23 protein-coding genes are annotated in these 23569 nt (G+C 68.1%); 9 read left to right on the top strand and 14 right to left on the bottom strand.

Annotated features, from left to right (window positions below; genetic code table 11):
• Nucleotides 1-6 precede the first annotated feature (6 nt).
• A complete protein-coding gene (locus ACE3T8_RS06965; RefSeq protein WP_374607945.1) occupies nt 7-699 on the bottom strand; it encodes a thioredoxin domain-containing protein in 693 nt (230 codons plus the stop codon).
• 82 nt (nt 700-781) lie between these two features.
• On the bottom strand, nt 782-1552 hold the full coding sequence (locus ACE3T8_RS06960) for a cytochrome c (RefSeq protein ID WP_374607943.1): 771 nt from the start codon (nt 1550-1552) through the stop codon (nt 782-784).
• 180 nt (nt 1553-1732) lie between these two features.
• Here ACE3T8_RS06960 and yihA point away from each other — a divergent pair, with 180 nt between their 5' ends.
• Nucleotides 1733-2344 (top strand): ribosome biogenesis GTP-binding protein YihA/YsxC, encoded by a 612-nt coding sequence (yihA, locus tag ACE3T8_RS06955; protein WP_374607941.1) that lies wholly within the window; start codon nt 1733-1735, stop codon nt 2342-2344.
• A 102-nt stretch (nt 2345-2446) separates the two neighbouring features.
• On the opposite strand, the gene ACE3T8_RS06950 is transcribed toward yihA, so the two are convergent.
• Entirely contained in the window at nt 2447-4288 is a 1842-nt protein-coding gene (locus ACE3T8_RS06950) for a glycoside hydrolase family 13 protein (protein WP_374607940.1), read from the bottom strand.
• A 167-nt stretch (nt 4289-4455) separates the two neighbouring features.
• On the opposite strand from ACE3T8_RS06950, the gene ACE3T8_RS06945 reads away from it, so the two are divergent.
• Together ACE3T8_RS06945 and ppc are read left to right on the top strand one after the other, a co-directional pair.
• Nucleotides 4456-5835, top strand: coding sequence for a glutamate--cysteine ligase (locus ACE3T8_RS06945; protein ID WP_374607939.1), 1380 nt, complete (start codon nt 4456-4458; stop codon nt 5833-5835).
• Between the two features lie 85 nt (nt 5836-5920).
• The gene (gene ppc, locus ACE3T8_RS06940; protein WP_374607937.1) at nt 5921-8635 is read left to right on the top strand and encodes a phosphoenolpyruvate carboxylase; all 2715 of its coding nucleotides are present in this window, start codon (nt 5921-5923) and stop codon (nt 8633-8635) included.
• A 37-nt stretch (nt 8636-8672) separates the two neighbouring features.
• Here the strand turns inward: ppc and ACE3T8_RS06935 are convergent, their stop codons facing one another.
• Nucleotides 8673-9548, bottom strand: a complete 876-nt coding sequence (locus tag ACE3T8_RS06935) for an SDR family oxidoreductase (RefSeq protein ID WP_374607935.1) — start codon at nt 9546-9548, stop codon at nt 8673-8675.
• 105 nt (nt 9549-9653) lie between these two features.
• Here ACE3T8_RS06935 and ACE3T8_RS06930 point away from each other — a divergent pair, with 105 nt between their 5' ends.
• The 4 genes from ACE3T8_RS06930 to fghA all read left to right on the top strand — a co-directional run bounded on the left by ACE3T8_RS06930 (nt 9654) and on the right by fghA (nt 12369).
• The gene (locus ACE3T8_RS06930; RefSeq protein ID WP_374607933.1) at nt 9654-10037 is read left to right on the top strand and encodes a winged helix-turn-helix transcriptional regulator; all 384 of its coding nucleotides are present in this window, start codon (nt 9654-9656) and stop codon (nt 10035-10037) included.
• Nucleotides 10038-10113: 76 nt separating this feature from the next.
• Nucleotides 10114-10398 carry a formaldehyde-responsive transcriptional repressor FrmR gene (frmR, locus tag ACE3T8_RS06925; RefSeq protein ID WP_374607931.1) on the top strand — a complete coding sequence of 95 codons (285 nt, stop codon included), beginning with the start codon at nt 10114-10116 and terminating at the stop codon, nt 10396-10398.
• A 13-nt stretch (nt 10399-10411) separates the two neighbouring features.
• Nucleotides 10412-11521 carry an S-(hydroxymethyl)glutathione dehydrogenase/class III alcohol dehydrogenase gene (locus ACE3T8_RS06920; RefSeq protein ID WP_374607929.1) on the top strand — a complete coding sequence of 370 codons (1110 nt, stop codon included), beginning with the start codon at nt 10412-10414 and terminating at the stop codon, nt 11519-11521.
• Nucleotides 11521-12369, top strand: coding sequence for an S-formylglutathione hydrolase (gene fghA, locus ACE3T8_RS06915; RefSeq protein ID WP_374607927.1), 849 nt, complete (start codon nt 11521-11523; stop codon nt 12367-12369). The genes ACE3T8_RS06920 and fghA overlap by 1 nt, the downstream gene beginning before the upstream one ends.
• Here the strand turns inward: fghA and ACE3T8_RS06910 are convergent.
• The 7 genes from ACE3T8_RS06910 to ACE3T8_RS06880 form a co-directional block, all read right to left on the bottom strand.
• Nucleotides 12366-13619: a cation:proton antiporter gene (locus ACE3T8_RS06910; RefSeq protein WP_374607925.1), complete on the bottom strand. Its 1254-nt coding sequence runs from the start codon at nt 13617-13619 to the stop codon at nt 12366-12368. The genes fghA and ACE3T8_RS06910 overlap by 4 nt on opposite strands.
• On the bottom strand, nt 13619-14341 hold the full coding sequence (locus ACE3T8_RS06905) for an ATP-binding protein (protein WP_374607924.1): 723 nt from the start codon (nt 14339-14341) through the stop codon (nt 13619-13621). Before ACE3T8_RS06905 ends, ACE3T8_RS06910 begins: the two co-directional genes overlap by 1 nt.
• A gap of 17 nt (nt 14342-14358) precedes the next feature.
• Nucleotides 14359-14703, bottom strand: coding sequence for a hypothetical protein (locus ACE3T8_RS06900; RefSeq protein WP_374607922.1), 345 nt, complete (start codon nt 14701-14703; stop codon nt 14359-14361).
• A 71-nt stretch (nt 14704-14774) separates the two neighbouring features.
• Nucleotides 14775-15716, bottom strand: a complete 942-nt coding sequence (locus ACE3T8_RS06895) for a DegV family protein (protein WP_374607920.1) — start codon at nt 15714-15716, stop codon at nt 14775-14777.
• A gap of 149 nt (nt 15717-15865) precedes the next feature.
• Entirely contained in the window at nt 15866-16267 is a 402-nt protein-coding gene (locus ACE3T8_RS06890) for a DUF1761 domain-containing protein (protein ID WP_374607918.1), read from the bottom strand.
• A gap of 35 nt (nt 16268-16302) precedes the next feature.
• Nucleotides 16303-17583: an amidohydrolase family protein gene (locus ACE3T8_RS06885; protein WP_374607916.1), complete on the bottom strand. Its 1281-nt coding sequence runs from the start codon at nt 17581-17583 to the stop codon at nt 16303-16305.
• Between the two features lie 11 nt (nt 17584-17594).
• Nucleotides 17595-18995 (bottom strand): amidohydrolase, encoded by a 1401-nt coding sequence (locus tag ACE3T8_RS06880; protein ID WP_374607914.1) that lies wholly within the window; start codon nt 18993-18995, stop codon nt 17595-17597.
• A 122-nt stretch (nt 18996-19117) separates the two neighbouring features.
• Between ACE3T8_RS06880 and ACE3T8_RS06875 the strand changes: the two genes are divergently transcribed.
• Together ACE3T8_RS06875 and ACE3T8_RS06870 are read left to right on the top strand one after the other, a co-directional pair.
• Nucleotides 19118-19894 carry an AMP nucleosidase gene (locus ACE3T8_RS06875; RefSeq protein WP_374607912.1) on the top strand — a complete coding sequence of 259 codons (777 nt, stop codon included), beginning with the start codon at nt 19118-19120 and terminating at the stop codon, nt 19892-19894.
• Complete coding sequence (locus ACE3T8_RS06870) at nt 19891-20433, top strand: DUF924 family protein (RefSeq protein ID WP_374607910.1); 543 nt, start codon at nt 19891-19893, stop codon at nt 20431-20433. Before ACE3T8_RS06875 ends, ACE3T8_RS06870 begins: the two co-directional genes overlap by 4 nt.
• 34 nt (nt 20434-20467) lie before the next feature.
• Here the strand turns inward: ACE3T8_RS06870 and grxD are convergent, their stop codons facing one another.
• The 3 genes from grxD to ACE3T8_RS06855 form a co-directional block, all read right to left on the bottom strand.
• Nucleotides 20468-21391 (bottom strand): Grx4 family monothiol glutaredoxin, encoded by a 924-nt coding sequence (gene grxD, locus ACE3T8_RS06865; protein ID WP_374607909.1) that lies wholly within the window; start codon nt 21389-21391, stop codon nt 20468-20470.
• Between the two features lie 84 nt (nt 21392-21475).
• The gene (locus ACE3T8_RS06860) at nt 21476-22117 is read right to left on the bottom strand and encodes an SGNH/GDSL hydrolase family protein (RefSeq protein ID WP_374607907.1); all 642 of its coding nucleotides are present in this window, start codon (nt 22115-22117) and stop codon (nt 21476-21478) included.
• Nucleotides 22118-22174: 57 nt separating this feature from the next.
• Nucleotides 22175-23437, bottom strand: a complete 1263-nt coding sequence (locus ACE3T8_RS06855; RefSeq protein ID WP_374607905.1) for a pyridoxal phosphate-dependent aminotransferase — start codon at nt 23435-23437, stop codon at nt 22175-22177.
• Nucleotides 23438-23569: the final 132 nt, after the last annotated feature.

The following is a 23569-nucleotide window of genomic DNA, read 5'->3' as shown; positions in this document are numbered from 1 at the left end:
ATGGGGTCAGGTGCGGGACTTGGCGGCGGGCCTGGCCGACACGGGCTTCGGCTTGGCCTTGGCGGCCGGGGCTACGGCCAGGATCACGCGACGGGCGTTGTCGAGCATGCTTTCGAAGCTGTTGCCCAGCACCAGGTACTTGCCGGCGATGACCAGCGAGGGCGTGCCCGGGATGTCGCTGCGCACCTGGAATTCGCGGGCATTCGCGGCCTTGGCCTGCAGGGTGGCTTCGTCGGCCTGCGCGGCGGCGAAGGCCTTGGCATTCACGCCCGGCAGGCGGGCGTAGTAGGCGGTCAGTTGCGGGATGGTCGCCTTGCGCGGCAGTTCGCCGGTCTCGTGGACGGCGCGGAAGATGCTCGCGTGGGTGGCGTTGACCGCGTTGGCGCCTTCGGCGATGAAGAACAGGCGCGCGTAGGCGTCGTTGGGATCGAACAGCGCCGGCACCAGCACCAGTTGCGCGTTCGCCGGCATGGTCGCCTTCCACTTCTCCAGCATCGGCGCGAAGTGCGCGCAATGCGGGCACCAGTAGCCGAACACCTCGGCGACCTCGACCTTGCCGGGCGAAGGGCGGTACGGCTTGCCGTCCTCGATGTAGCGGTATTCGGTGCCCTCGGTCAGCCCGGGCAACTGCTTTTGCGCGTGGGCCGGGAAGGCCAGTGCGGACAGCAGCAGGGTGAAGGACAACAGCAGTGCGCGCATCGACTCGACTCCGGCGATCAGGTGGGCCAGGCCAGCTTGCGCAGGCCCGGCGGAACGCATGGTGAAGCCGCGCCGCCGCCGATCAGTGGGCGGCAGGCGCCTGGCTGGCGGCCGCGCGGGCGTGCAGGCCCTGCACGTAGCTGCCCAGCGCGCGGATTTCCTCGTCGCTCAGCGGCTTGGCGACGCTGGCCATCAGCTTGAAGGGCGCGGCGTTCTTGTAGGTGCTGGTGCCGGCGCGGTATTCCTCCAGGCGGCGCACCACGTAGGCGGTTTCCTGCCCGTGCAGCGACGGATAGGACGGGCCCGGGTTGCCGGCGCCGGAGGGGCCGTGGCAGGCCATGCAGGCGGGAATGCCGCGGGCGGCGTCGCCACCCCGGTACAGCCGCTCGCCGACCTGGTAGAACTTCAGGCCCTTGCTGGGGCCGGCGGCGATGACGGTGTCGTCGGCCACGCCGGAGCCGGCCTTCTGGGTGGCGAACCAGGCGCCGAGGTCGCGCATGTCCTGGTTCGACAGCGGGGCGGCGTACGGGGCCATCAGGCCCGCCAGGCCGCCGACGCGTTCGCCATGCTTGAACAGGGCAAGTTGCTCGGCGATGTAGCGCTCCGGCATGCCGGCGATGCGCGGTGCGTTCTGCTGCATCGCGTTGCCGTCCACGCCGTGGCAGGCGGCGCAGGCACCGGCCTTGGACTGGCCGGCCTTGGCATCGCCCCAGGTGGCGGGCTTCTCGTCCAGCGGTGCGGCCTGGACCGGGGCGTTGTCGGGAACGGCAACGGCGGTGCTCTGGGCATACGCGGCCGCGGCCAGCACCAGGCAGGCAACGCCGACAAGACCATGGACGCGGGCAAGACGCATGCGGAACTCCAATACCAATGCGGGTGCGGCCGAAACCGCTGAACCGGCGAATTATCGTCGGGCGGCGCATGACGGTCAAACCACGCGCGGTGGCCCTTGCCGTCGATCCCCAGGTCCTCGGTTCCCGCCGCAACGGGCTGCCCGGCCGGGCTGCGACGCCGGGCGTGCGATCCTATGCGCATGGCCACGCCCAATCCGTTCAACCGCGCCGACTACCTGCTGGCCGCGCATACCCACCGCCAGCTGCCGCCGGATGGCGGTCGCGAGGTCGCCTTCGCCGGCCGCTCGAACGCCGGCAAGTCCTCGGCCCTCAATGCGCTGTGCGGCCGGAATGCGCTGGCGCGAGTCTCCAAGACCCCCGGGCGCACCCAGCAGCTGGTGTACTTCGGCCTGCCGCCGCACGAGTCCAAGTACCTGGTCGACCTGCCGGGTTACGGCTATGCCAAGGTGCCGCAGGACCTGCAGGCGCACTGGCAGGCCTTCCTCGACGGCTACTTCGGCAGCCGGATGGCGCTGGCCGGGCTGGTGGTGGTGATGGACATCCGCCATCCGCTCAAGGACTACGACCGCTCGATGATCGGCTATGCCATGCGTCGCGGCCTGCCTGCGCATGCGCTGCTGACCAAGGCGGACAAGCTTTCGCGCGGGGCGGCGATGAACACCGTGCAGGCGGTGCGCAAGGACCTGTCGGCAACTTATGGCGACAGCGTCAGCGTGCAGGCCTTCTCCGGCGAGACCCGGCAGGGCGTGGAGGAGTTGCGTTCGATCGTTGCGGGCTGGCTGGAGATCTAGGGCGGCTTCGTCGCAGCGCCGGCGCCTACCGCCGTCTGATCGCTACGCGGCTCGAAATGCCGCTGCGCGATTCAGCCGACGGTCTCGCCGTCGCCAACGTCTTCACTCGATTTCCAGCAACGTCGCCGACATCGCCGGTATCTCCAGCGTACTGCCCAGCGCGAGCGGCTTGCCGGTCAGTGCCAGGCGTGCGCGGCGCCCTTTCAGGAAGGCGTCGAACCGATCCAGTGCCACCGTCCTCGGCGCATCCTGCTTGTTCAGCATGACCATCACCGCGGAGTCGCCCCGGTGGCGTACGTAGACGTACACGCCATCGATCGGCGCGAAATGGGTCAGGGCACCGTCATGCAGCACCGGCGTGCGCTTGCGCCAGTTGAACAATGCACGGATGTAGCGCTGTGCACTTTGCTGTGCGTCGCCGAGCCCGTTCCCGCTGAATGCATTCGCCGGATCGCCCGCCCAGCCGCCGGGCATGTCCGCGCGCAGCTGGCCGTCGTCGCGCTCCTTCGGCCCGCGCAGCAGGACCTCCGAGCCGTAGTAGAACTGCGGCGTGCCGCGCACTGTCGCCAGGTAGGCCATGCCGAGCTGCCACCGCGCCAGGTTGCCATCCACATGCGCCAGCAGGCGCGGGGTGTCGTGGTTCTCGGCGAACACCACCAGCGCATCGGGATCGGGATAGACGAAATCGTTGGCGAGCATTTCGTACAGGCCCATCCAGCCGGTTTCCCAGCCTTCCGGCTGCACCAGCGCATTGCGCAGCGCGATGTGGATGGGGAAATCCATCATGCTGGGCATGTGCGGCACATGGCCGCTGGCGTTCTGCTTGCCGCGCTGCCAGTGCGCGACCACCGCCGGATTGATGCTCCATTCCTCGCCGACCATGGCGAAGTCCGGGTATTCGGTCAGCACCGCCTTCGCCCAGTCGCTGAGGAACTGGGTATCGGCGTAGCCGAAGGTGTCCTCGCGAATGCCGGACAGCCCCGCGTATTCGATCCACCACAGCGTGTTCTGGATCAGGTAGCGCGCCAGGTGCGGGTTGCGCTGGTTGAGGTCGGGCATCGCGTCCACGAACCAGCCATCGGTGAATGCCGCGCGGTCCGCCGGCGCCGCGTGCGGGTCCTGGATGGCGGTACGGCGATGGTTGGTCGGCGTGAACGTCGCATCGTTATTGATCCAGTCCTTCGCCGGCAGGTCGCGCATCCACCAGTGCTTCGAGCCGATGTGGTTGAGCACGATGTCCATGACGATGCCGATGCCCTTCGCCTTCGCCTCGCGCGACAACGCTTGGAAGTCCTCGTTGCTGCCCATCCGCGGATCGGTGCGGTAGAGATCGGTGATCGCGTAGCCGTGATAGGAATACTGCGGCTGGTTGTTCTCCAGCATCGGCGTCGGCCACAGCTGGGTGAAGCCCATGCCGGCGATGTAGTCCAGGTGCTGGCGGATGCCGGCGATGTCGCCGCCGTGGCGGCCGTTGGGATTTGCGCGGTTGGCGGTCTCGGTCATTCCCGCCACGCTGTCGTTCGACGGATCGCCATTGGCGAAGCGATCCGGCGTGACCAGGTAGATCGCATCGCGTGCGTCGAAGCCGCGGCGTTGCGCGGAGCCGGGCTCGCGCGCATCAAGCCGCCACGGATGCGTGGCAACGACCTTCCCGCTTTCGACGAATTCGATGTCGAATGCGCCCGGCATCGCATCGCCCGCGATCTTGACGGTGACGAAGAGGTAGTTCGGGTTGTCGGTCTTCTGCACGGCGACGATGGCCACGCCCGCGCGCGACAGCTTTGGCGTCGACGCCGAGATGCCCTTGCCATGCACCAGCAACTCGACCTGGCTGTGGCGCATGCCGACCCACCAGTTGGCGGGTTCGATGCGTTCGATGTCGGTGGCGCGCGCCGGCAGCGACAGGCCGAGCAGCAACGCGAGCATGCAGAGGATCGTGCGCATCAGCCCCTCCCAAGGCAGCGACATGGCCGGAGGCTACAAGCGCAACTGTGCGCGGACAACGCAATCGGCCGGGAATACGTATGCAGCCGCAACACTGAAAGCCGGGAGGCGCACTGCCCCGCGTCATCGGTGCGGGCTATGCTGCGCGTCCACAGGGGAAGCCACGCATGTCCGGACCCAGCAACGCCAACGACACCCCGATCACCGATCACCGGCAACTGGTGGAGGTTCTGGCATCCGGCGAGAAGCCGATCGAGGCATGGCGCATCGGCACCGAGCACGAGAAGTTCGGCTTCCGCCTCGACGACCTGCGGCCGCCGACGTTCGATGGCGAGCGCGGCATCGAGGCCCTGCTGAAGGGGCTGACCCGGTTTGGCTGGACGCCGTACGAGGAAAGCGTGGACGGGCAGCCGGCGCGGGTCATCGCGCTGACCAGGGACATGGCCTCGGTGACGCTGGAGCCGGCCGGGCAGCTCGAACTGTCCGGTGCGCCTGTCGAGACGATCCACGACACCTGCAAGGAAGTCGGCAGCCACCTGCGCGAAGTGCGCGCGGTCGCCGATGAACTGCAGCTCGGCTTCCTCGGCATGGGCTTCCAGCCGAAGTGGCGGCGCGACGACATGCCGTGGATGCCGAAAGGCCGCTACCGGATCATGCGCGCCTACATGCCGAAGGTCGGCAACCTGGGTCTGGACATGATGACCCGCACATGCACGGTGCAGGTCAACCTGGACTACGCCAGCGAAGCGGACATGGTGAAGAAGTTCCGGGTGTCGCTGGCGCTGCAGCCGATCGCCACCGCGCTGTTCGCCGATTCGCCGTTCACCGACGGCAAGCCGAACGGCCAGCTCAGCTATCGCTCGCACATCTGGACCGACACCGACCGCGACCGCACCGGCATGCTCGACTTCGTGTTCGAAGACGGCTTCGGGTACGAACGCTACGTCGACTACCTGCTCGACGTGCCGATGTACTTCTCGTACCGGAATGGCGAATACATCGACGCCAGCGGCAAGTCGTTCCGCAAGTTCCTGCGCGGCGAACTCGACGTGCTGCCCGGCGCGTTGCCGACGATCCGCGACTGGAACGACCATATGACCACCGCCTTCCCGGAAGTGCGGTTGAAGAAGTTCCTGGAGATGCGCGGCGCCGATGGTGGGCCGTGGAATCGCCTGTGCGCGCTGCCGGCGTTCTGGGTCGGCCTGCTCTACGACGATGCCGCGCTGGATGCGGCGTGGGACCTGGTCAAGGATTTCTCGATGGTCGAGCGCAACGCGTTGCGCGACAACGTGCCGAAGCTGGCGCTGAAGACGCCGTTCCGTAACGGCACCCTGCGCGACATCGCCATCGAGGCCCTGAAGATCGCCCATGCCGGCCTGCGTCGCCGGGCCAAGGCGGACAGCTGCGGCACCGACGAATCCGGCTTCCTCGAACCGCTGCTGGACATCGCGGACGCCAACGAAACCCCGGCCGAGCGCAAGCTCGCGCTGTTCCATGGCGAATGGAACGGCTCGGTCGATCCGGTGTTCCGCGAGTTCGCCTACTGAGTGCGGTCTGTCCCGTCCCGGGACAGCAATGGTCACGCCGGAAACCGATGCTGCAGCGCGTCATGAAACGCGCTAGCCTGCGGCGATGACACCGATTGCCCGCCCGCTGCGCGAACCCCTCGCTTTCGCCGAGTCCGACACGCTGTTGCGCGACGACGTGCGCCGGTTGGGCACGATGGTCGGCGACATGCTGGCCGAGCAGGTGTCGGAGGCGTTCCTGCAGCAAGTCGAGGCGGTGCGGCGCATCGCCATCGCCCGGCGCGAGCAGGGCGAGCCGGTCGATGCCTTGGCGCAGCGGCTGTCCGATGTCGCGTTGGAGGATGCCGAAGCGCTGGTGCGCGCATTCGCGGCGTACTTCGGTGCGACCAACGTGGCCGAACGCGTGCATCGCATCCGTCGGCGTCGCGACTACCAGCGCACGGGCAGCGCGCCGCAGCCGGGCAGCCTGGAAGCGGTGCTGCTGGAGTTGCGCAATGACGGCGTCGGCCTGGCGGAGCTGCAGGCGCTGCTGCCGCGGATGTGCATCGAGCCGGTGTTCACTGCCCATCCGACCGAAGCGGTGCGCCGCGCGCTGCTACTGAAGGAACGCACCATCGTCGAGCGCCTGGTCGCCGACATCGACCGCACCCGCACGCCGCCGGAACGCGGTGCCGACGATGCGCGGATCCGCCAGTCGCTGACCACCACCTGGCAGACCACCGAGGTACCGCCGCACAAGCCGACCGTCGCCGACGAGGTCGAACACATCGGTTTCTATCTTTCCAGCGTGCTGTATCGCGTGCTGCCGGTGTTCTACGAAGCCTTCGCCGATGCCATCGAAGCGGTGTACGGCGAACGCATCGCATTGCCGCCGCTGCTGCGCTTCGGCACCTGGGTCGGCGGCGACATGGACGGCAATCCGAACGTCGGCGCGACCACCGTGCGCGATGCGCTGGCCGCGCAGCGTGCGCAGGCGCTGGCCTGCTACCAGTCCGACCTGCGCGCACTCGGCGACATCCTCACCCAGAGTGAGGAGCGCATCGGCTTCGATGCCGGGATCAAAGCGCGCACGGAGGCATACAAGACGCTGTTGCCGGATGGCGCGGTGCGCGCACGACCGCGCCTGGCCGACATGCCGTACCGGCAGTTGCTGGGGCAGATGCGCGGCCGCCTGGCCGCGACGTTGGCCGGCAGCACCGGTGCCTATCCGGATGCCGATGCCTTCATCGCTGACCTCGAGCTGGTCGATGCCAGCCTGGCCCGCCATCGCGGCGACCAGGCCGGCCGCTTCGCCCTGCAGCGCGTGCTGTGGCGCGCGCGCACCTTCGGCCTGCACATGGCGGCGCTGGACCTGCGCCAGGATTCCGCCGCGCACGACGACGCACTGGCTGCACTCGATGATCGTGCGGACTGGGTGTCGCAATCGGTGGCCGCGCGCGTGGATCGCCTGCATGCGGTGATCGAAGGCGCGGCGGTGCCGGCACCGAATGCGCCTTCGGCGGTTTCGACGCTGGCGGTGTTCCGCACCGTGCACGAATTGCGTCGGACGCTGGGTGAGCATGCGTTCGGCCCGTACATCATCAGCATGAGCCGCAGCGAAGCCGATGCGCTGGCCGTGCTCGCGCTGGCGCGGATCGCCGGCTGCGTGGACGACGACGCGGTGCCGCTCGACGTCGCGCCGCTGTTCGAGACCGTCGACGACCTGCAGGCCGCGCCCGAGGTGATGCGCGCGTTGTTCGCCGATCCGGTCTATCGCCGCCACCTGGCCGCGCGCGGCAACCGGCAGACGGTGATGCTGGGCTACAGCGACAGCGCGAAGGACGGCGGCCTGCTGGCCTCGCGCTGGGCGCTGCAACGCGCGCAGGTGGACCTGCTGGAGCTGGCCCGCGAGGCCGGCGTCGGCATCGTGTTCTTCCATGGCCGCGGCGGTTCGGTGAGCCGCGGCGGCGGCAAGACCGAGCGCGCGATCATCGCCGCGCCGCGTGGGTCGGTGGACGGGCGCATGCGCGTCACCGAGCAGGGCGAGGTGATCCACCGCAAGTACGGCATCCGTGCGCTGGCATTGCGCAACCTCGAGCAAACGACTGGCGCGGTGCTGCGCGCCAGCCTGCGACCGCGCCCGCCGGAACCACGCGAAGGCGCCTGGCGTGCGATCGCCTCCGAACTCGCGCAGACCTCGCGTGCGCACTACCGAGCGCTGGTGCATGAGCGCGACGACTTCCCCGCGTATTTCCGCGCCGCCACCCCGATCGACGTGATCGAGCAGTTGCGGATCGGCTCGCGTCCGTCGCGGCGTCGCGATGGCGGCATCGCCAACCTGCGCGCGATCCCGTGGGTGTTCGCGTGGTCGCAGAACCGCTCCGGACTGACCGGCTGGTACGGCGTGGGCACTGCCCTGCAGCGCGGCATCGACACCCACGGCCTCGATGCGATGGCCGTGATGGCGCGCCACTGGCCGTTCATGGCGGCCGCGATCGACGATGTCGAGATGCTGATGGCGAAATCCGACATCGATATCTTCGAGCGCTATTCGCTGCTCGCCGGCGACGCCCACGACGCCTTCTTCCCGCAGATCGGGGAGGAGTTCGAACGCACGCGCGACGCGATCCTAGCGATCAAGGGCCGCGACACGTTGCTCGCAGACGACTACCGCTTGCGCCTGTCGATCCGCCTGCGCAATCCCTATGTCGATCCGATCAGCCTGCTGCAAGTCGACCTGCTGCGGCGCTGGCGGGCAACCGGCCGCGAGGACGAAGCGCTGTTGCGTGCCTTGATCGCGACCGTCAACGGCATCGCCGCGGGCATCCAGAACACGGGCTGATCCCGCCGCCATCGAGCGGCGGGAATTGCGTCGACACTCAGTTCGCGAGCGCCTTGCCGATGACGTCCGCGATGGGCGTGGTCGCGCGGCCGATCAACCGGCCCAGCGTGCCGCTGTCATCGAACAAGCCATCCTTCGCCGCACCGGCGTCGGAGTCCGACAGCAGCTCGGCAAATCCTGCGGGCAAGCCGGCCGCAAGCAGTGCATCGCGATAGTCCTGCTGCGGCAGATCCTGGTAGATGAGCGGCTTGCCGGTCTGCCGTGCGAGTTCTGCAGCGAAATCGGCGAGCGTGATCGCATCGTCGCCAGCCAGTTCGTGGATCTTGCCGGCCTGCGGTTCATCGCTGGCGATGACAGCGGCGGCGGCTTCGGCATAGTCGGCACGTGCCGCCAGCGACAGGCGGCCATCGCCGGCGCTGCCGAACATCGCGCCGTGCTCGAGGATGCCGGGGATGCCGGCCGCATAGTTCTCCGCATACCAGCCATTGCGCAGCAGCACGTGCGGCAGGCCGGACGCCTGCAAGGCCTGCTCGGTCTGCACGTGTCCGAGCGCCAGGCCCAGCGGCGACGTGTCGGCATGCAGCAGACTGGTGTAAGCGATGAGGCAGACGCCAGCGCGGGCAGCGGCATCGATCACCGCCTGGTGTTGCGGTGCGCGCTTGCCGACTTTGCTCGACGAGATCAACAGCAACCGCTCTACACCGATCAGCGCGGCATCGAGGGTGTCGGGGCGGTCGTAGTCGCCCTCGCGCACTTGCACACCGGCAGCAACGAGGTTCGCCACCTTGGCCGGATCGCGGACGATGGCGACGATGCGATCCCCGGGAGTGCCACGGGCTAGCAGGGATTGGATGACGAGCCGGCCGAGTTGGCCGCTGGCGCCGGTGACGGCGATGAGGGGGGTGGTGGTCATGGTGTGCCTCGATGTGGGGATGGGCGCATCGATCCGATCGATGCGTGCAGCGCAGGCTAGACCCTATACTTACTTTTCGTAAGTACGTACCCGGAGGTAAGTGTCATGTCCGCCCCGACGACCGTTGTCCCGCTCTCCGATCGTGTCCGCCGTGGGGAACTGCTTTCCGCCGCTTGCCCGTCGCGCGACGTGTTGCGGCATGTCACCAGCCGCTGGGGCGTGCTGGTGCTGCTGGTGCTGGCCGAAGGCACCCAGCGTTTCAGTGGCCTGCGCCGGCGGATCGGCGGGGTCAGCGAGAAGATGCTGGCGCAGACCCTGCAATGGCTGGAAGGCGATGGCCTGGTCGACCGCCGCGAATTCCCGGTGGTGCCGCCGCACGTCGAATACACCCTGACTCCATTGGGCGTGGAGGCCGCCGAGCGCGTACGTGGGTTGGCCGACTGGATCGAGCTCAACCTGTCGCGGATCATGACGGCGCGCGCCGATTGATCGTCCCGTTGCATCGCAACGTGTGACAAGGGCATCGTCGGCTTATACTCCCCGCCAGTATCAGGGTGGCTGGTCGATGCCGCATTCGCCCGAAGAAAAGAAGCGTGCGATCACCCGCCTGCGCCGCATCCGCGGGCAGGTGGACGGGTTGGAGCGCGCGGTCGAGGCGGGCAGCGAATGCGCGCCGGTGCTGCAGCAACTGGCTGCATTGCGCGGCGCGGTGAACGGGCTGATGGCGGAGATCCTCGACAGCCACCTGCGCGAGGAATTCACCCAGGTCGCGACCGATCCGAAGATCCGCAAGCAACATGCACGCAGCATCGACGAGGTCGTCGCGCTGGTGCGTTCCTATCTCAAGTAAAGGAAGCATTCCCATGAAATCACGCGCCGCCGTCGCCTTCGCTGCAGGCGAACCGCTGAAGATCGTCGAGATCGACGTCGCCCCGCCGCAGAAAGGCGAAGTGCTGGTGCGGATCACCCACACCGGCGTCTGCCACACCGATGCGTTCACGCTCAGTGGCGACGATCCGGAAGGCCTGTTTCCGGTGGTGCTGGGCCACGAGGGCGCGGGCATCGTGGTCGAGGTGGGCGAAGGTGTGACCAGCGTGGCGCCGGGCGATCACGTGATCCCGCTGTACACCGCCGAATGCGGCGAATGCCTGTTCTGCAAGTCAGGCAAGACCAACCTGTGCACGTCGGTGCGCGCGACCCAGGGCAAGGGCGTGATGCCGGACGGCACCTCGCGCTTCAGCTACGAGGGCCAGCCGCTGTACCACTACATGGGCTGCTCGACCTTCAGCGAATACACCGTGGTCCCCGAGGTCTCGCTGGCCAAGGTGAATCCCGATGCCAACCCGGAGCATGTCTGCCTGCTCGGTTGCGGCGTGACCACCGGCATCGGTGCCGTGCACAACACGGCGAAAGTGCAGGCCGGCGATTCGGTCGCGGTGTTCGGGCTGGGCGGCATCGGCCTGGCGGTGATCCAGGGCGCGCGCCAGGCGAAGGCAGGGCGGATCATCGCGATCGACACCAACCCGTCGAAATTCGAGATGGCGCAACAGTTCGGCGCGACCGATTGCATCAATCCGAAGGATCATGACAAGCCGATCCAGCAGGTGGTGGTCGAGATGACCGGCTGGGGCGTTGACCACTCGTTCGAGTGCATCGGCAACGTCAACGTGATGCGTGCGGCGCTGGAATGCGCGCACCGCGGCTGGGGCCAGTCGGTGATCATCGGCGTGGCCGGAGCGGGGCAGGAAATCAGCACGCGGCCGTTCCAGCTGGTGACCGGGCGCAAGTGGATGGGCACTGCCTTCGGTGGCGTGAAAGGCCGCAGCCAGTTGCCGGGCATGGTGGAAGACGCGATGCGTGGCGACATCCAGCTCGCGCCCTTCGTCACCCACACGATGGGCCTGGACGGCATCAACCACGCCTTCGACCTGATGCACGAGGGCAAGTCGATCCGCTCGGTGGTGCACTTCTGATGCAACGCATCGAACATCGCGCCTGCTTCGGTGGCTGGCAGGACGTCTACGAACACGCATCCAGCACGCTTGGTTGCACGATGCGCTTCGCGATCTATTTGCCTCCGCAGGCCGGACAAGCCCCGGTGCCGGTGCTGTACTGGCTCTCCGGCCTGACCTGCAACGAGCAGAACTTCATCACCAAGGCCGGCGCGCAGCGTTACGCGGCGGAGCACGGCATCGCCATCGTCTGCCCCGACACCAGTCCGCGCGGCGACGACGTGGCCGATGCCGAGGGCTACGACCTCGGCAAGGGTGCGGGCTTCTACGTCAATGCGACGCAGGCACCGTGGGCCGCGCATTACCGCATGCACGACTACGTGGTCGACGAATTGCCGGCGCTGCTCGAGGCGAATTTCCCGGTCACCACGTCACGCGCGATCAGCGGGCATTCGATGGGCGGGCACGGCGCGCTGGTGATCGCGCTACGCAACCCCGGGCGCTATCGCAGCGTGTCGGCGTTCTCGCCGATCGTGGCGCCGTCGCAGGTGCCGTGGGGCCAGAAGGCGTTCGGTGCCTACCTGGGCGATGATCGCGCGGCCTGGCATTCGTACGACGCCACCGCGCTGGTCGCGTCCGCATCCGAACGGCTGCCGTTGCTGGTCGACCAGGGCGATGCCGATGAATTCCTGAATGCACAACTGAAGCCGGAGTTGCTGCAGGCCGCCTGCGCCGCGGCGGGACATCCGTTGCTCCTGCGCATGCGGCCCGGCCACGACCACAGCTATTACTTCATCGCCAGCTTCATCGGCGAGCATGTCGCCCACCATGCGGCGGCGTTGCGGCGCGGCACCACGGCGGGGAACTAGGCCGGACCCCGCGTCTGTGCGCGCCGCCGCGCGAGGTGGCGGAGCAACGCATCCGAACTCAAGCCGTGGATCACGATGGAGGCCAGGATCATGAAGCCCACCGCGGCCCACAACCGTTCGCTGTCGCCGAACGCGCCGTGGTTGATGCCGTACGCCACGTAGTACATCGAGCCGATCCCGCGGATGCCGAGGAAAGCCAGCAGCCAGCGTTCGAGCGGCGGATGCGGCGAGCCCGCCATCGCGAGCATGCCCGCCAGCGGGCGCACCAGCAGCAGGATGGCCAGGCAGACCAGTGCGTCATGCCACGTCAACGCGTCCAGCATGCCCTTGGCCAGCGCGCCACCGAACAGCACCAGCAGGAGCAGCATCAGCAGGCGCTCGACCTGGTCCGCAAAGTGGTGGAGCTCTTCGTGGAACTCGTGGTGTCGTTCCCGTGCGCGGATGGTCAGCGCACACACGAACACCGCCAGGAAACCGTAGCCGTGGACAAGTTCGGTGGCCGCGTAGGCGATCAGTGTCGCCGCCAGCGCCACCAGGCCATCGCCATGCCGTGAGAGCCCGCCGCGACGGCTGCTGAAGATCAGGAACCCCATGGCGCGCCCCACCAGCACGCCCATGCCGAGTCCTGCGAGCAGCTTCCAGACCACATACAGGCTGAACCATTCGCCGATCGCCGTGGCGCCGGTGAAGCCACCCGCAGCCACCAGGATCGCGAGGTGGACGAAGGGGAATGCGAGCGCATCGTTCAAGCCCGCTTCCGAGGTCAGGCCGAAGCGCACCTCGTCGCCATCGCCCTTGCCCGGCGGGCCTACCTGCACGTCGGAGGCGAGCACCGGGTCGGTCGGCGCCATCGAGGCACCGAACAGCAGGGCCATCGCCAGCGGGAATCCCAGGCCGACCATGCCCAGCCACGCGGTGGTCGCGATGGTGAGTGGCATCGCGATCGCCAGCAGGCGCCAGGTCGTGCCCCAGCGCCGCCAGCCGACCGCGCGGTCCAGCTTGAGGCCGGCACCCATCAGGCTGACGATGACCACCAGTTCGGTCATGCGCTCGGTCAGGGTGTCCCAGGTGCGCGGGCTGGGATCTGCGGTGAACACATTGCTGGCGAACAGGAAGAAGCCCAGTGCCACGCACACGATGGGCAGTGTCATCGGGAACGGCAGCCGCTTCAGCCCCAAAGGCGCCCACGACGCGAGTAGCACCATGGCGCCGAGGCCGAACAGGAAGCCGATGTAGGGATCCATTTGCATCAGTCTGGAATTGGGTCGGGGGAATCGTGGACGCGGTTGCCGCTCGCGGCTGCCGCCAGCTCGAAGTCCGTGTAGGCGAAGCGACCGTCGCGCAGCACCGTCTCGCCGCGTTCGATCGCGATCGGCGCGGCGAACATCGGCCCGGCATGCACGCAGGTGTGGAACTCGCCGTTTTCGCCGCAGGGATCCACGCCGGCGGGCAGGTCGGCGAGCAGTGATTCGTCGAAGTCGCGCCCGGCGAAGCGCGCATCGAGTTGCGTCGTATCCACGCAACACAGCCGCGCACGCAGGCCGCCATCCAGCATCGTGCGTGCCAGCGATGCGGTGTTGCTGCCGAACAGCGGGCAGTGCGGCTGCCAGTCGAGCCGTGCGCAGAACGCATCGCGCCAGGCCTTGATGTCGGCCAGGAACAGGTCGCCGAAGGCGATGTCGCAGATGCCGGGCCAGCGCTCGCGTGCGCTGGCCAGCGCGGATGCGAAGGCGGCTTCGTAGGTCGGGTTGTCGCAGGCCTGCGGGATGCGTGCCTGCAGCACCGGAAGGCCGGTGGCTTGCGCCTGCAACTCCATCACGTCGACGCGGATGCCCTGCATCGAGATTCTCTCGAAGCCTTCGGTCACCGTGGTCACCAAGCCGACCACGTCGAGTTCGCCGCGCTGGCGCAGGACGTGCAAGGCCCAGGCGGCATCCTTGCCGCCGCTCCACGACAACAGCACGGGTGTCATCGGCAATGCGTTGCGCGTCAGGCCGAGGTCACGTCGCGCAATTGCCAGCCGCCACCGGCCAGCAGGCCCAGGCGCTGGCGCAGCACGGAGGATGGGAGCGCCGTGGTCACCACCAGGGCGACCTGCAGGTCGTCCTGCGTGCCGCTGACGGTCGCGCCGGCATCGGTGGCACCGAGCGCGGGATCGACGGCGTCCGGGTCCTCCTGCCTGGCGCGCCAGCGTTCGAACAGGGCATCGCCACGCAAGGCATCCTGCAGTTCGCTGGCGAAGGCCTCGGCACCCTGGGCGCGGAAGGCGAGCTCGGGGTCGTTGCCGCGCGCGCGCGCGGGATCGGGCAGGCTGATGTAGTAACGCGTGGCCATGTGCAGTCCATCGAAGGGGAATGCACACAGCGTAGTGGTTGGCCGTTAGTGCGGCGTCGTCGCCGCGCGACTCACTCGAACTTGTGCGGCTCGCTGGCGAACCCGAGCACCATCGCGCCCTTGCCGACGTTGACCAGGCCCGACAGGCCCATGAAGGACTCGAACACTTCCACGTTGTGCTCGGCGCAGGTTTCGCGCAGGCGATCGTAGCCGGGCAGCTTGCGCATCTCCTCCATCTCGCCGCCGTAGCTGAGGTTCATCGTAGGGGTCAGCAGGCCGGCGCGCACGCGCTTGCCGGCGAAATCGAACATCTTCTCGACCGCCGCGTTGAAGCCCTTGACCTTGCCCACCGGGCTGGTCTCGCCGCGATAGCAGGTGAGGATCGGCTTGATGTCGAGTGCCGTGCCCAGCGCCGCGCTGAAGAAACTCACACTCTTGTCGCCGCGTTTCTTGATCCGGTTGCGCAGGTAGTGCAGGTCGGGCGGCACCATGTAGCCGTGGGTGCTGTTCGCCAGGTTCTCCAGATGCGCGCGGATCTTCGGCGGGGTCTCCCCGGCGGCGCGCATCCGTGCCGCCTCGATCGCGAGCACGCCGACCCCGGCGAACACGTTCTGGCTGTCGATCACCCGCAACGAGAACGGCGTGGTGTTGCCGGATGCCGCGCGCACCGGCTTGTAGTCGTTGAGGATGGTGTAGCTGGCCTGCTGCGCGTTGTCGAAGATCCCGCTGCGCGTGCGCGTGGTGCAGATGCAGAACACGTAGTCGTAATCGAGCACCAGCCGGCCGAGGAACAGGTCATGCACCTGCTGCACGGTGTAGGGCGTGGTCTCGGCGTTGTAGGCCTGTGCCGCAGTGTCGCCGGTGAGGAAGTTGAGGGTCGCCTGCTCGTTGCGCATGTCGGCCAGCACCGCATTGCCGATCTGCACGGTCACCGGCAGGATGGTGATGTCTTCCTGTTCGATGAAGTCCGCCGGCACATCGCATGCCGAGTCCACCACGATGCCGATGCGCATTGCCTGCTCCCGTCCCCCGACTGTTGCGCCGAACGTACCGCAACTGCGCGACGCTTGCATCTGTACTTAGGTGGAAAGCATGTTGTCCTGCAACATCGGGATGGCTGCGATTCAGTTGCGTGAGCGGAATGGTCGCGTGATCGGCGTGTTCAGTGCCACAGCCCGAGGATCAGTCCATACAGGGTGAACTGCAGGGTATGGTAGCCGCCATCGATCAGCCACAGCTTGAAGCTGCGGCTGGCGAAGGCATAGTTGATGCCGAAACTCATCGCCACGTAGGCCAGGCCGGTGAGGAAGCCGGCATGCACGGCGATCATCAGCGGCGGGTCGGGCCGCAGCAGCACCGCGAATGCGGCCGCGGCAACCAGTGCGGCAATGAAGGCGGTACCGAACACCTTGCCCGGATGCCCCGTCGATGGCGTATCGGGATCGGTGCCGTTCTCGTGGCACCACGCACGCTTGAACAATGGGCCGTACCAGAGGCCGCCGAGCAGGAAGGCGGAGACGGCCGCGGCGAGCACGGCCAGCCAGTTGATTCCCTCGAGCATCATCGGTGATGGTGCCTCCCTGGTTCCTGCGCGAGGCGTCAGCGTGCGTCGGCGGGATACGCGCGCGGCAAGCCGGTGTCGTTGCGGAGGTAGCGGTCGCGCAGTTCGGTCTGGCGCGAACGCATCGGGATGGCGCGGCCGTCCAGCCAGACCTGGCGGGCGACGTGGGCGACATCCAACGGATCGCCGCTCCACAGCACCAGGTCGGCGCGTTGGCCGACTGCGATGGTATTGCCGACCTCGCCGCCGACCCCGAGCGCACCCGCCGGCACCGTGGTCAGCCCGGCCAGCCCGGCTTCCCACGGCAGGCCATTGGCCACTGCATTGCCGGCCAATTGGCGCACCTTGCGCGCATTGTGCGAGGCATCGCCGGTCTGGAAGAAACTCACCTTCACGCCCGCGGCATGCAGGCGCGCCGCGTTCTCCAGGGTCGCGCCCAGTTCATCGAAGTCCGCAGGCAGGTTGGCCAGCGCATCCACGAACACCGGCACGTTGGCGGCGGCGAGTTGCGGTGCCACCTTCCAGGCTTCGGTCGCGCCGACCAGGGCGATGCGCACGTCGCGCGCCTTCGCCCAGCGCAGCAGGCGGACGATGTCGGAGGCACGCTGGATGCGCACCATGACGCGTCCGCCGCCACCGAAGTACTTCGCCAACGTGCTGCGGCCGGCCGGAGTGAGCAGGGCGAACTGCGAGTCCGCGGGAATGCGCCCGCGCACCTCGTCGATCAACTGGTCCAGCAGCATCCACTGCGCGGCACGCGAACTGCCGCTGAGGTTGGCACCGTCTCCGCCCAGGGTGACGAACAGCGCGCGCGGACCGACCGCATCCAGGTTGCCGTCCAGCCGGACCACGCCGCCCTGGCCCGCGACCAGCGAGCCGCCGGGGCGACTGCCTGCAGACAACAACGTCCAGCCGAAGCCTTCCACGCGGGTCACCGGGACGAGGATCGACTCCGGGTTGTAGGCCAGGGTGACGTCGAATTCCGGACGCACCTGCATGTCGCTGGCGCCGCTACCCAAGGCGAGCGTGGCGTCGACCGTGGACGATTCGCCGGAGACCTCTTCCACGCCGATGTCGGTGATGCCGGCGAACAGTGCCGGGGTCAGCGGCTGGCCCTGCGCATCGACCACCGTCGCATTGCCCGCGGCCAGCCCGCTGCCGATCGCGGCGATGCGACCGTTGCGGACCAGTACGTCGGTCGCACGCAGCGTGCCTTGCGCGCTGGCGGTGTGCACGGTGGCATTGCGGATCAACAAGTCCTGTGCGGAGGCGAGGCCGCTCGCGGCGAGCAGGGCGGCGACCAACGCGAGGCGCTTCATCGGCGAGCTGCTCATTGCACACCCCCACGCGACTGAGACTGCCCGAGCAGGAAGTCCGAAGTCGGTTGCCGCGTGCGATCGCGGCGGTCGTACATCCGCGCGCCGTCGACGTACACCTGTTCGGCCTGCGCGTAGCTGCTGAAGGGATTGCCGTTCCACAGCACCACGTCGGCCATCTTGCCGGCCTCCAGCGTGCCGGTCTGTTCCAGGATGCCCATCGCCTTCGCCGGGTTCTGGGTGATCCAGCGGATCGCGTGCTCGGGCGCGATGCTGATGCCGACGCGCTGCGCATTCGCCATCACCTTCGCCGCCTCCTGGTTGAGGCGCTGGATGCCTTCCTCCGAATCCGAATGCACGATCGCGCAGCCGCCCGGCGCGCGGTCGACGATGGCGATGTTCTCCTGGATGCCGTCGAAGCTTTCCATCTTGAAGCCCCACCAGTCGGCCCACAGCGCGCCGCAGACGCCTTCCGCGGCCAGCCGGTCGGCCAGCTTGTAGGCCTCCACGCCGTGGTGGAAGGCGGCGATCTTGAAGCCGAACTCCTTGGCCAGGTCGAGCATGATCGCCATCTCGTCGGCGCGGTAGCAGTGGATGTTGACCCGGATGTCGCCGTTGATCGCGCCGGCCAGCGTGTCCAGCTTGAGGTCGCGCTTGCCCGCTCCCTCCGGCTTGTCGGCGGCTTCTTTCCGCTTCTTCATGTACTCGGCGGCGTCGGCGAACGCGGCGCGGTAGCCGGCGATGTTGCCCATCCGCGTCGACGGCCCGCCCTTGCCGCCGTACACGCGCTTCGGGTTCTCGCCGCAGGCCATCTTCAGGCCCCACGGCGCGCCGGGGAATTTCATGCCCTGGTAGGTGACCGAGGAAATGTTCTTCACCGTCGCCCCGCGCCCGCCGATCAGGTTGGCGCTGCCCGGCAGGATCTGCAGGCTGGTCACGCCGCCCGCGAGCGCGGTGTGGAAGCCCGGATCCTGCGGCCAGATCGAATGCTCGGCCCAGACCTGCGATGTCACCGGCGAGGTCGCTTCGTTGCCGTCGCTGTGCGCGCTCATCCCCGGGCTGGGATACACGCCCAGGTGCGAATGGATGTCGATGATGCCGGGAGTGACCCATTTGCCGGTGGCGTCGATGCGCACCGCATCTGCCGGCGCGTCGATGGCGTTGCCGACCGCGACGATCTTCCCGTCGCGCATCAGCACGTCCGCATTGTCCAGGCGGGTGCCGGTGCCGGTCAGCACGGTGGCTCGCTGCAGCAGCACCGCCGGCCCCGCGACACGCGCATAGGTGCTCGGGTACGGGTCGGCGGCGAAGCCGAGGTCGGGCTTGGCTTCGCCAGTGGCGGGCTTGGTGGCGGGCGCGGTGGCGCAGCCGGCCAGCAGCACCGCGGCAAGCGCGGCGATCTTCGGTTTCGACATGTGGTTTCCCCATCGCGCGGAAGGCGATGCCGAACCCTAACCCGGCCGGGGCCACTGCGCCACATGACCGAGGTCATGGTGACGTGGGAACATCCCCGGTGAACAACGACAAAGGAGCGCGCATGAAGAGCAAGCAGGACATCGTCGACAACTGGCTGCCGCGCTACACCGGGGTGCCGCTGGACGGCTTCGGCGAACACATCCTGCTGACCAACTTCGGCGGCTATCTCGGTCATTTCTCCGAAATGACCGGCGCGCCGGTGGTCGGCGTCGACCGGCCAATGCCCAGCGCGACCGCCGACGGCATCACCATGATCAACTTCGGCATGGGCAGCCCGAACGCGGCGACGGTGATGGACCTGCTCTCCGCGATCTCGCCGAAGGCGGTGCTGTTCCTCGGCAAGTGCGGCGGCCTGAAGCGCAAGAACCAGCTCGGCGACCTGGTGTTGCCGATAGCGGCGATCCGCGGCGAGGGCACCAGCAACGACTACCTGCCGCCGCAGGTGCCGGCGCTCCCCGCGTTCGCCCTGCAGCGCGCGGTGTCGACGATGATCCGCGACCTCGAGCTCGATTACTGGACCGGCACCGTCTACACCACCAACCGCCGGGTCTGGGAACACGACGACGAGTTCAAGGAAAAGCTGCGCGCGATGCGCTGCATGGCGATCGACATGGAAACCGCCACCGTGTTCGCCGCCGGCTTCGCCAACCGCATTCCCTGCGGCGCGCTGCTGCTGGTCAGCGACCAGCCGATGATCCCGGAAGGCGTCAAGACCGAAGCCAGCGACGCCAAGGTCTCGGCCGACTACGTGCGCAACCACATCAAGGTCGGCATCGAGGCGCTGCGGCTGATCCGTCGCCACGGCAAGTCGGTGCGCCACCTGAGGTTCGACGAGTGAGCCGCGATATCGCAGGTGCGCTGCTCGCGTTCTGGCGCGACGCCGGCATGGGCAAATGGTTCCGCGGCGGCGAGGCCTTCGACGCCGAATGCCGCGCGCGCTGGCTGGACGCGCATTTCGCCGCCGGACGTCGCGAGTTCGAAGCATGGATGGACGATGCCGACGGCGCGCTGGCCCTGGTCCTGCTGCTGGACCAGATCCCGCGCAACGTGTTCCGCAACAGCGGCCATGCCTTCGCCACCGATTCGCTGGCCTTGCACCATGCGCGTCGTGCCATTGATGCGGGCCACGACGCCAGGACCGACGCGTCGCTGCGCTTCTTCTTCTACATGCCGTTCGAGCATTCCGAGGCGATCGCCGACCAGGATCGCGCGGTGGAACTGTTCACCGCACTCGGCAACACCGACCTGCTCGGCTACGCGAATGCGCATCGCGACGTGATCGTGCGCTTCGGTCGCTTCCCGCACCGCAACCGCGCACTCGGTCGCGACAGCACGCCGGAGGAACAGGCGTGGCTGGAGGCAGGCGGCGGGTTCTGAAGCAGGGCGGGCCGTGGCCCGCCCCTTGCTGCGATCAGTAGCGCGGAATCGCCGGGTCCAACTGCGCCCAGGCATCGATGCCGCCGGCGATGTTGTGCACCTTGCTGAAGCCCAGCGCACGGAAGTGCTCGGCCGCCTGGCCGCTGCGGCCGCCGTGGTGGCAGAGGAAGGCAAGCGGCGTGTCCTTCGGCCAGCCTTCGATCTCGTCCGGGCCGTCGTCGAACGTCGCGTAGGGGACGTTGACGGACGCCAGCGCGCGTTCTTCCGCCGGGCGCACGTCGACGATGGTCAGCGTGCCGGCCCGTGCCTGTTCGCTGGCCTGCGCGGGCGTGAGGTTGCGCACCTTCGGCGGTGCATTCGGGTTGTCGATCACCAGGCCCTTGCCGCGTTCGTCGTCGGCCCAGTCGATCACCAGGCCGCGCGCGCGCGGGGCGCTGGCCAGGTCGAACTGCGCGCGGATGCCGGCCGACTCAGCGGCGATGGCGGCTTCGTCGCGCGGCGCCAGTTGCAGGCGTGCGTTGAAGCCCTTGTCGATGTCGATCTGCAGCGCGTAGCCCTCGCCGGCATCGTCGATCGCCTTGCGCAGCAAATCGGCAGCGGCGGGCGTGATGGTGATCGAGGGCGGGGTACGATCCGGCGCCGGCAGGCCCAGCGCGGCATGCAGTTCGCCGCTGCCGGCCATCTGCAGGATGATGTCCGAGCCGCCGACCAGTTCGCCGCCGATGTACAGCTGCGGGATCGTCGGCCAGTCACCGTAGGCCTTGATGCCTTCGCGGATCTCGGGATCCGACAGCACGTCGACGTGCGCGTAGTCGGCGCCGGCTGCGTCGAGCGCGCCGACCGCCTTGGACGAGAACCCGCATTGCGGCGCGTTCGGCTTGCCCTTCATGAACAGCACGACGGGATTGGCGGCCAGCAGCGATTCGATGCGGGCGCGGACGGCGGGGTCGAGGGGCATGGGGATTATCCGGGGAGAAATGGGGTCAGAGTGAATTTTGCGCCGATTCTGTCCGGCGTGTGCGAAGACGGCCGCCGCAAAACTTCACGCTGACCCCATTTCGTCGCCAAGCAACCCGATCGCCACCGGCAACGCTGCATCCGTCCAGCGCGCGTACTGCGCCGCCGAAGGATGCAACCCGTCATCGGCCAGCATGGCCGTGGCATCGCCGTCGTCGCGACTGATCGCGGTGATGTCGACGAAGGCCACGCCATGCGCCTCGCAGGCCTCGCGCGCCGCGGCGTTGTAGGCATCGAGGTCGTCGGCGATCGCCCGTGCATCGCGGCCGCCGGCGAAGGCGAACGGGGTTACGCCCCAGTCCGGGATCGACAGCACCAGCACGCGGCCGGCACGGTCGCCGGCCAACGCGATCGCACGTTGCAGCAGGCGGGTGAATTCGCCCAGGTAGTCGTCCACCGGGCGTCCGCGGTACTGGTTGTTGACGCCGATCAGCAGGGACACGAAATCCCAGTCGCCGAGCGGTTCCTGCGCATCCATCGCCGCCGACAGTTCGTCGGTGGTCCAGCCGGTGGTGGCGATGATGCGGGGATCGGCGATGGCGATGCCGGAGGCGCGCAACCTGGCAGCGAGTTGCACGGGCCAACGGCCGGCCTCGTCGACGCCTTCGCCGATGGTGTAGCTGTCGCCGAGGGCGAGGTAGGAAATGGTGTCAGGGACAGTTTCCATCGTGCTGCCAGGTCGGGTTCTGGGAAACTGTCCCTGACACCATTTCGATTTCGGCGCTCACGCCACTGCGGCGCGCTGCCCGGTCGCGGTCACCGCACGCCGTTCCAGCACGCGGTCGATGCGCGCGAACACTTCGCGCAGCACCGACGCTTCCGGCAGCAGGGTGACGCGGAAGTGGTTGCGGTAGGGGACGTTGAAGCTGGAGCCTGGCACCAGCAGCACGTCTTCGGTTTCCAGCATCTCCAGCGCGAAGGCATGGTCGTCGAAGCCGCGGGCGGCGTCGCCCACCACGGCCGGGAAGCCGTACAGCGCGCCGGCCGGGGCGACCAGCGACAGGTGCGGGCTGGCGGCGCAGCTCTCGATCAGCGCGCGGCGGGTTTCGTACAGGCGGCCGCCCGGCTGGCACAGCGGGGTGATGGTGTCGGTGCCGTGCAGGGCCTGCTCGATCGCGAACTGCCCCGGCACGTTGGCGCACAGGCGCAGCGCGCCGAGCAGGTCCATCGCGTGGTGGAAATCGCCGCAGGCCATCGGGTCGCCGCTCAGCACCGCCCAGCCCACCCGCCAGCCGCAGGCGCGATGCACCTTCGACAAACCGCTGAAGGTCACGCAGGGCAGGTCGCCGGCCAGCGGCGCAACCGGCTGGAACACGTGGTCGTCGTACAGGATCCCGTCGTAGATCTCGTCGACCAGCAGCAGCAGGCGATGCTTCTGGGCGATGGCGACGATCCGCTCCAGCAGCGCGCGCGGGTAGTTGGCGCCGGTCGGGTTGTTCGGGTTGATCAGGACGATGGCGCGCGTGCGCGAAGACACCAGCGCTTCCATCTGGTCGGGATCGGGCAGGAAGCCGTTGGCCTCGTCGCAGCGGTAATAGACCGGGCGACCATCGTTGAGGATGGTGGCCGCGCTCCACAGCGGGTAGTCCGGCGACGGCAGCAGCACTTCCTCGCCGGGGTTGAGCAGGGCGCGCAGCGAGATATCGATCAGTTCGCTGACGCCGTTGCCGACGAACACGCGCTCCGGCGACGCATTCGGCGTACCGCGGGCCTTGTGGAAGGCGGCGATGGCCTCGCGCGCTTCCGGCAGGCCCTGCTGGTGGGTGTAGGGATCGGTATTGGCGATGTGGTCGGCGATCGCGCGCTGCAGGTGGTTCGGCGCACGGAACCCGAAGGCGCCGGGGTTGCCGATGTTGAGCTTGATCAGGCTGCGGCCCTGGCCTTCGAGTTCGCGGGCGCGGCGGGCGAGCTCCCCGCGGATCTCGTAGCGGACTTCGCTGAGGCGGGTGCGGGTGGCGATCTTGTGGCGGGGGTTGTACGACGACATCGCGGCTGTGGGCTGGAAAACGAGGCTGCAAGCCTAGCGGAAACAGGCGTGAGGCGCTTTGAGCCCCTCTCCCCCCGGGAGAGGGGTTGGGGTGAGGGTTCGTTCGAGCGATGTCCCAACAAGCGCCCCGAA

It is taken from the genome of Thermomonas sp., from assembly GCF_041919455.1.
GTDB lineage: Bacteria > Pseudomonadota > Gammaproteobacteria > Xanthomonadales > Xanthomonadaceae > Thermomonas.
Note: the sequence above shows the minus strand (reverse complement) of the source record. Positions and strands in the feature narration are given on the sequence as shown.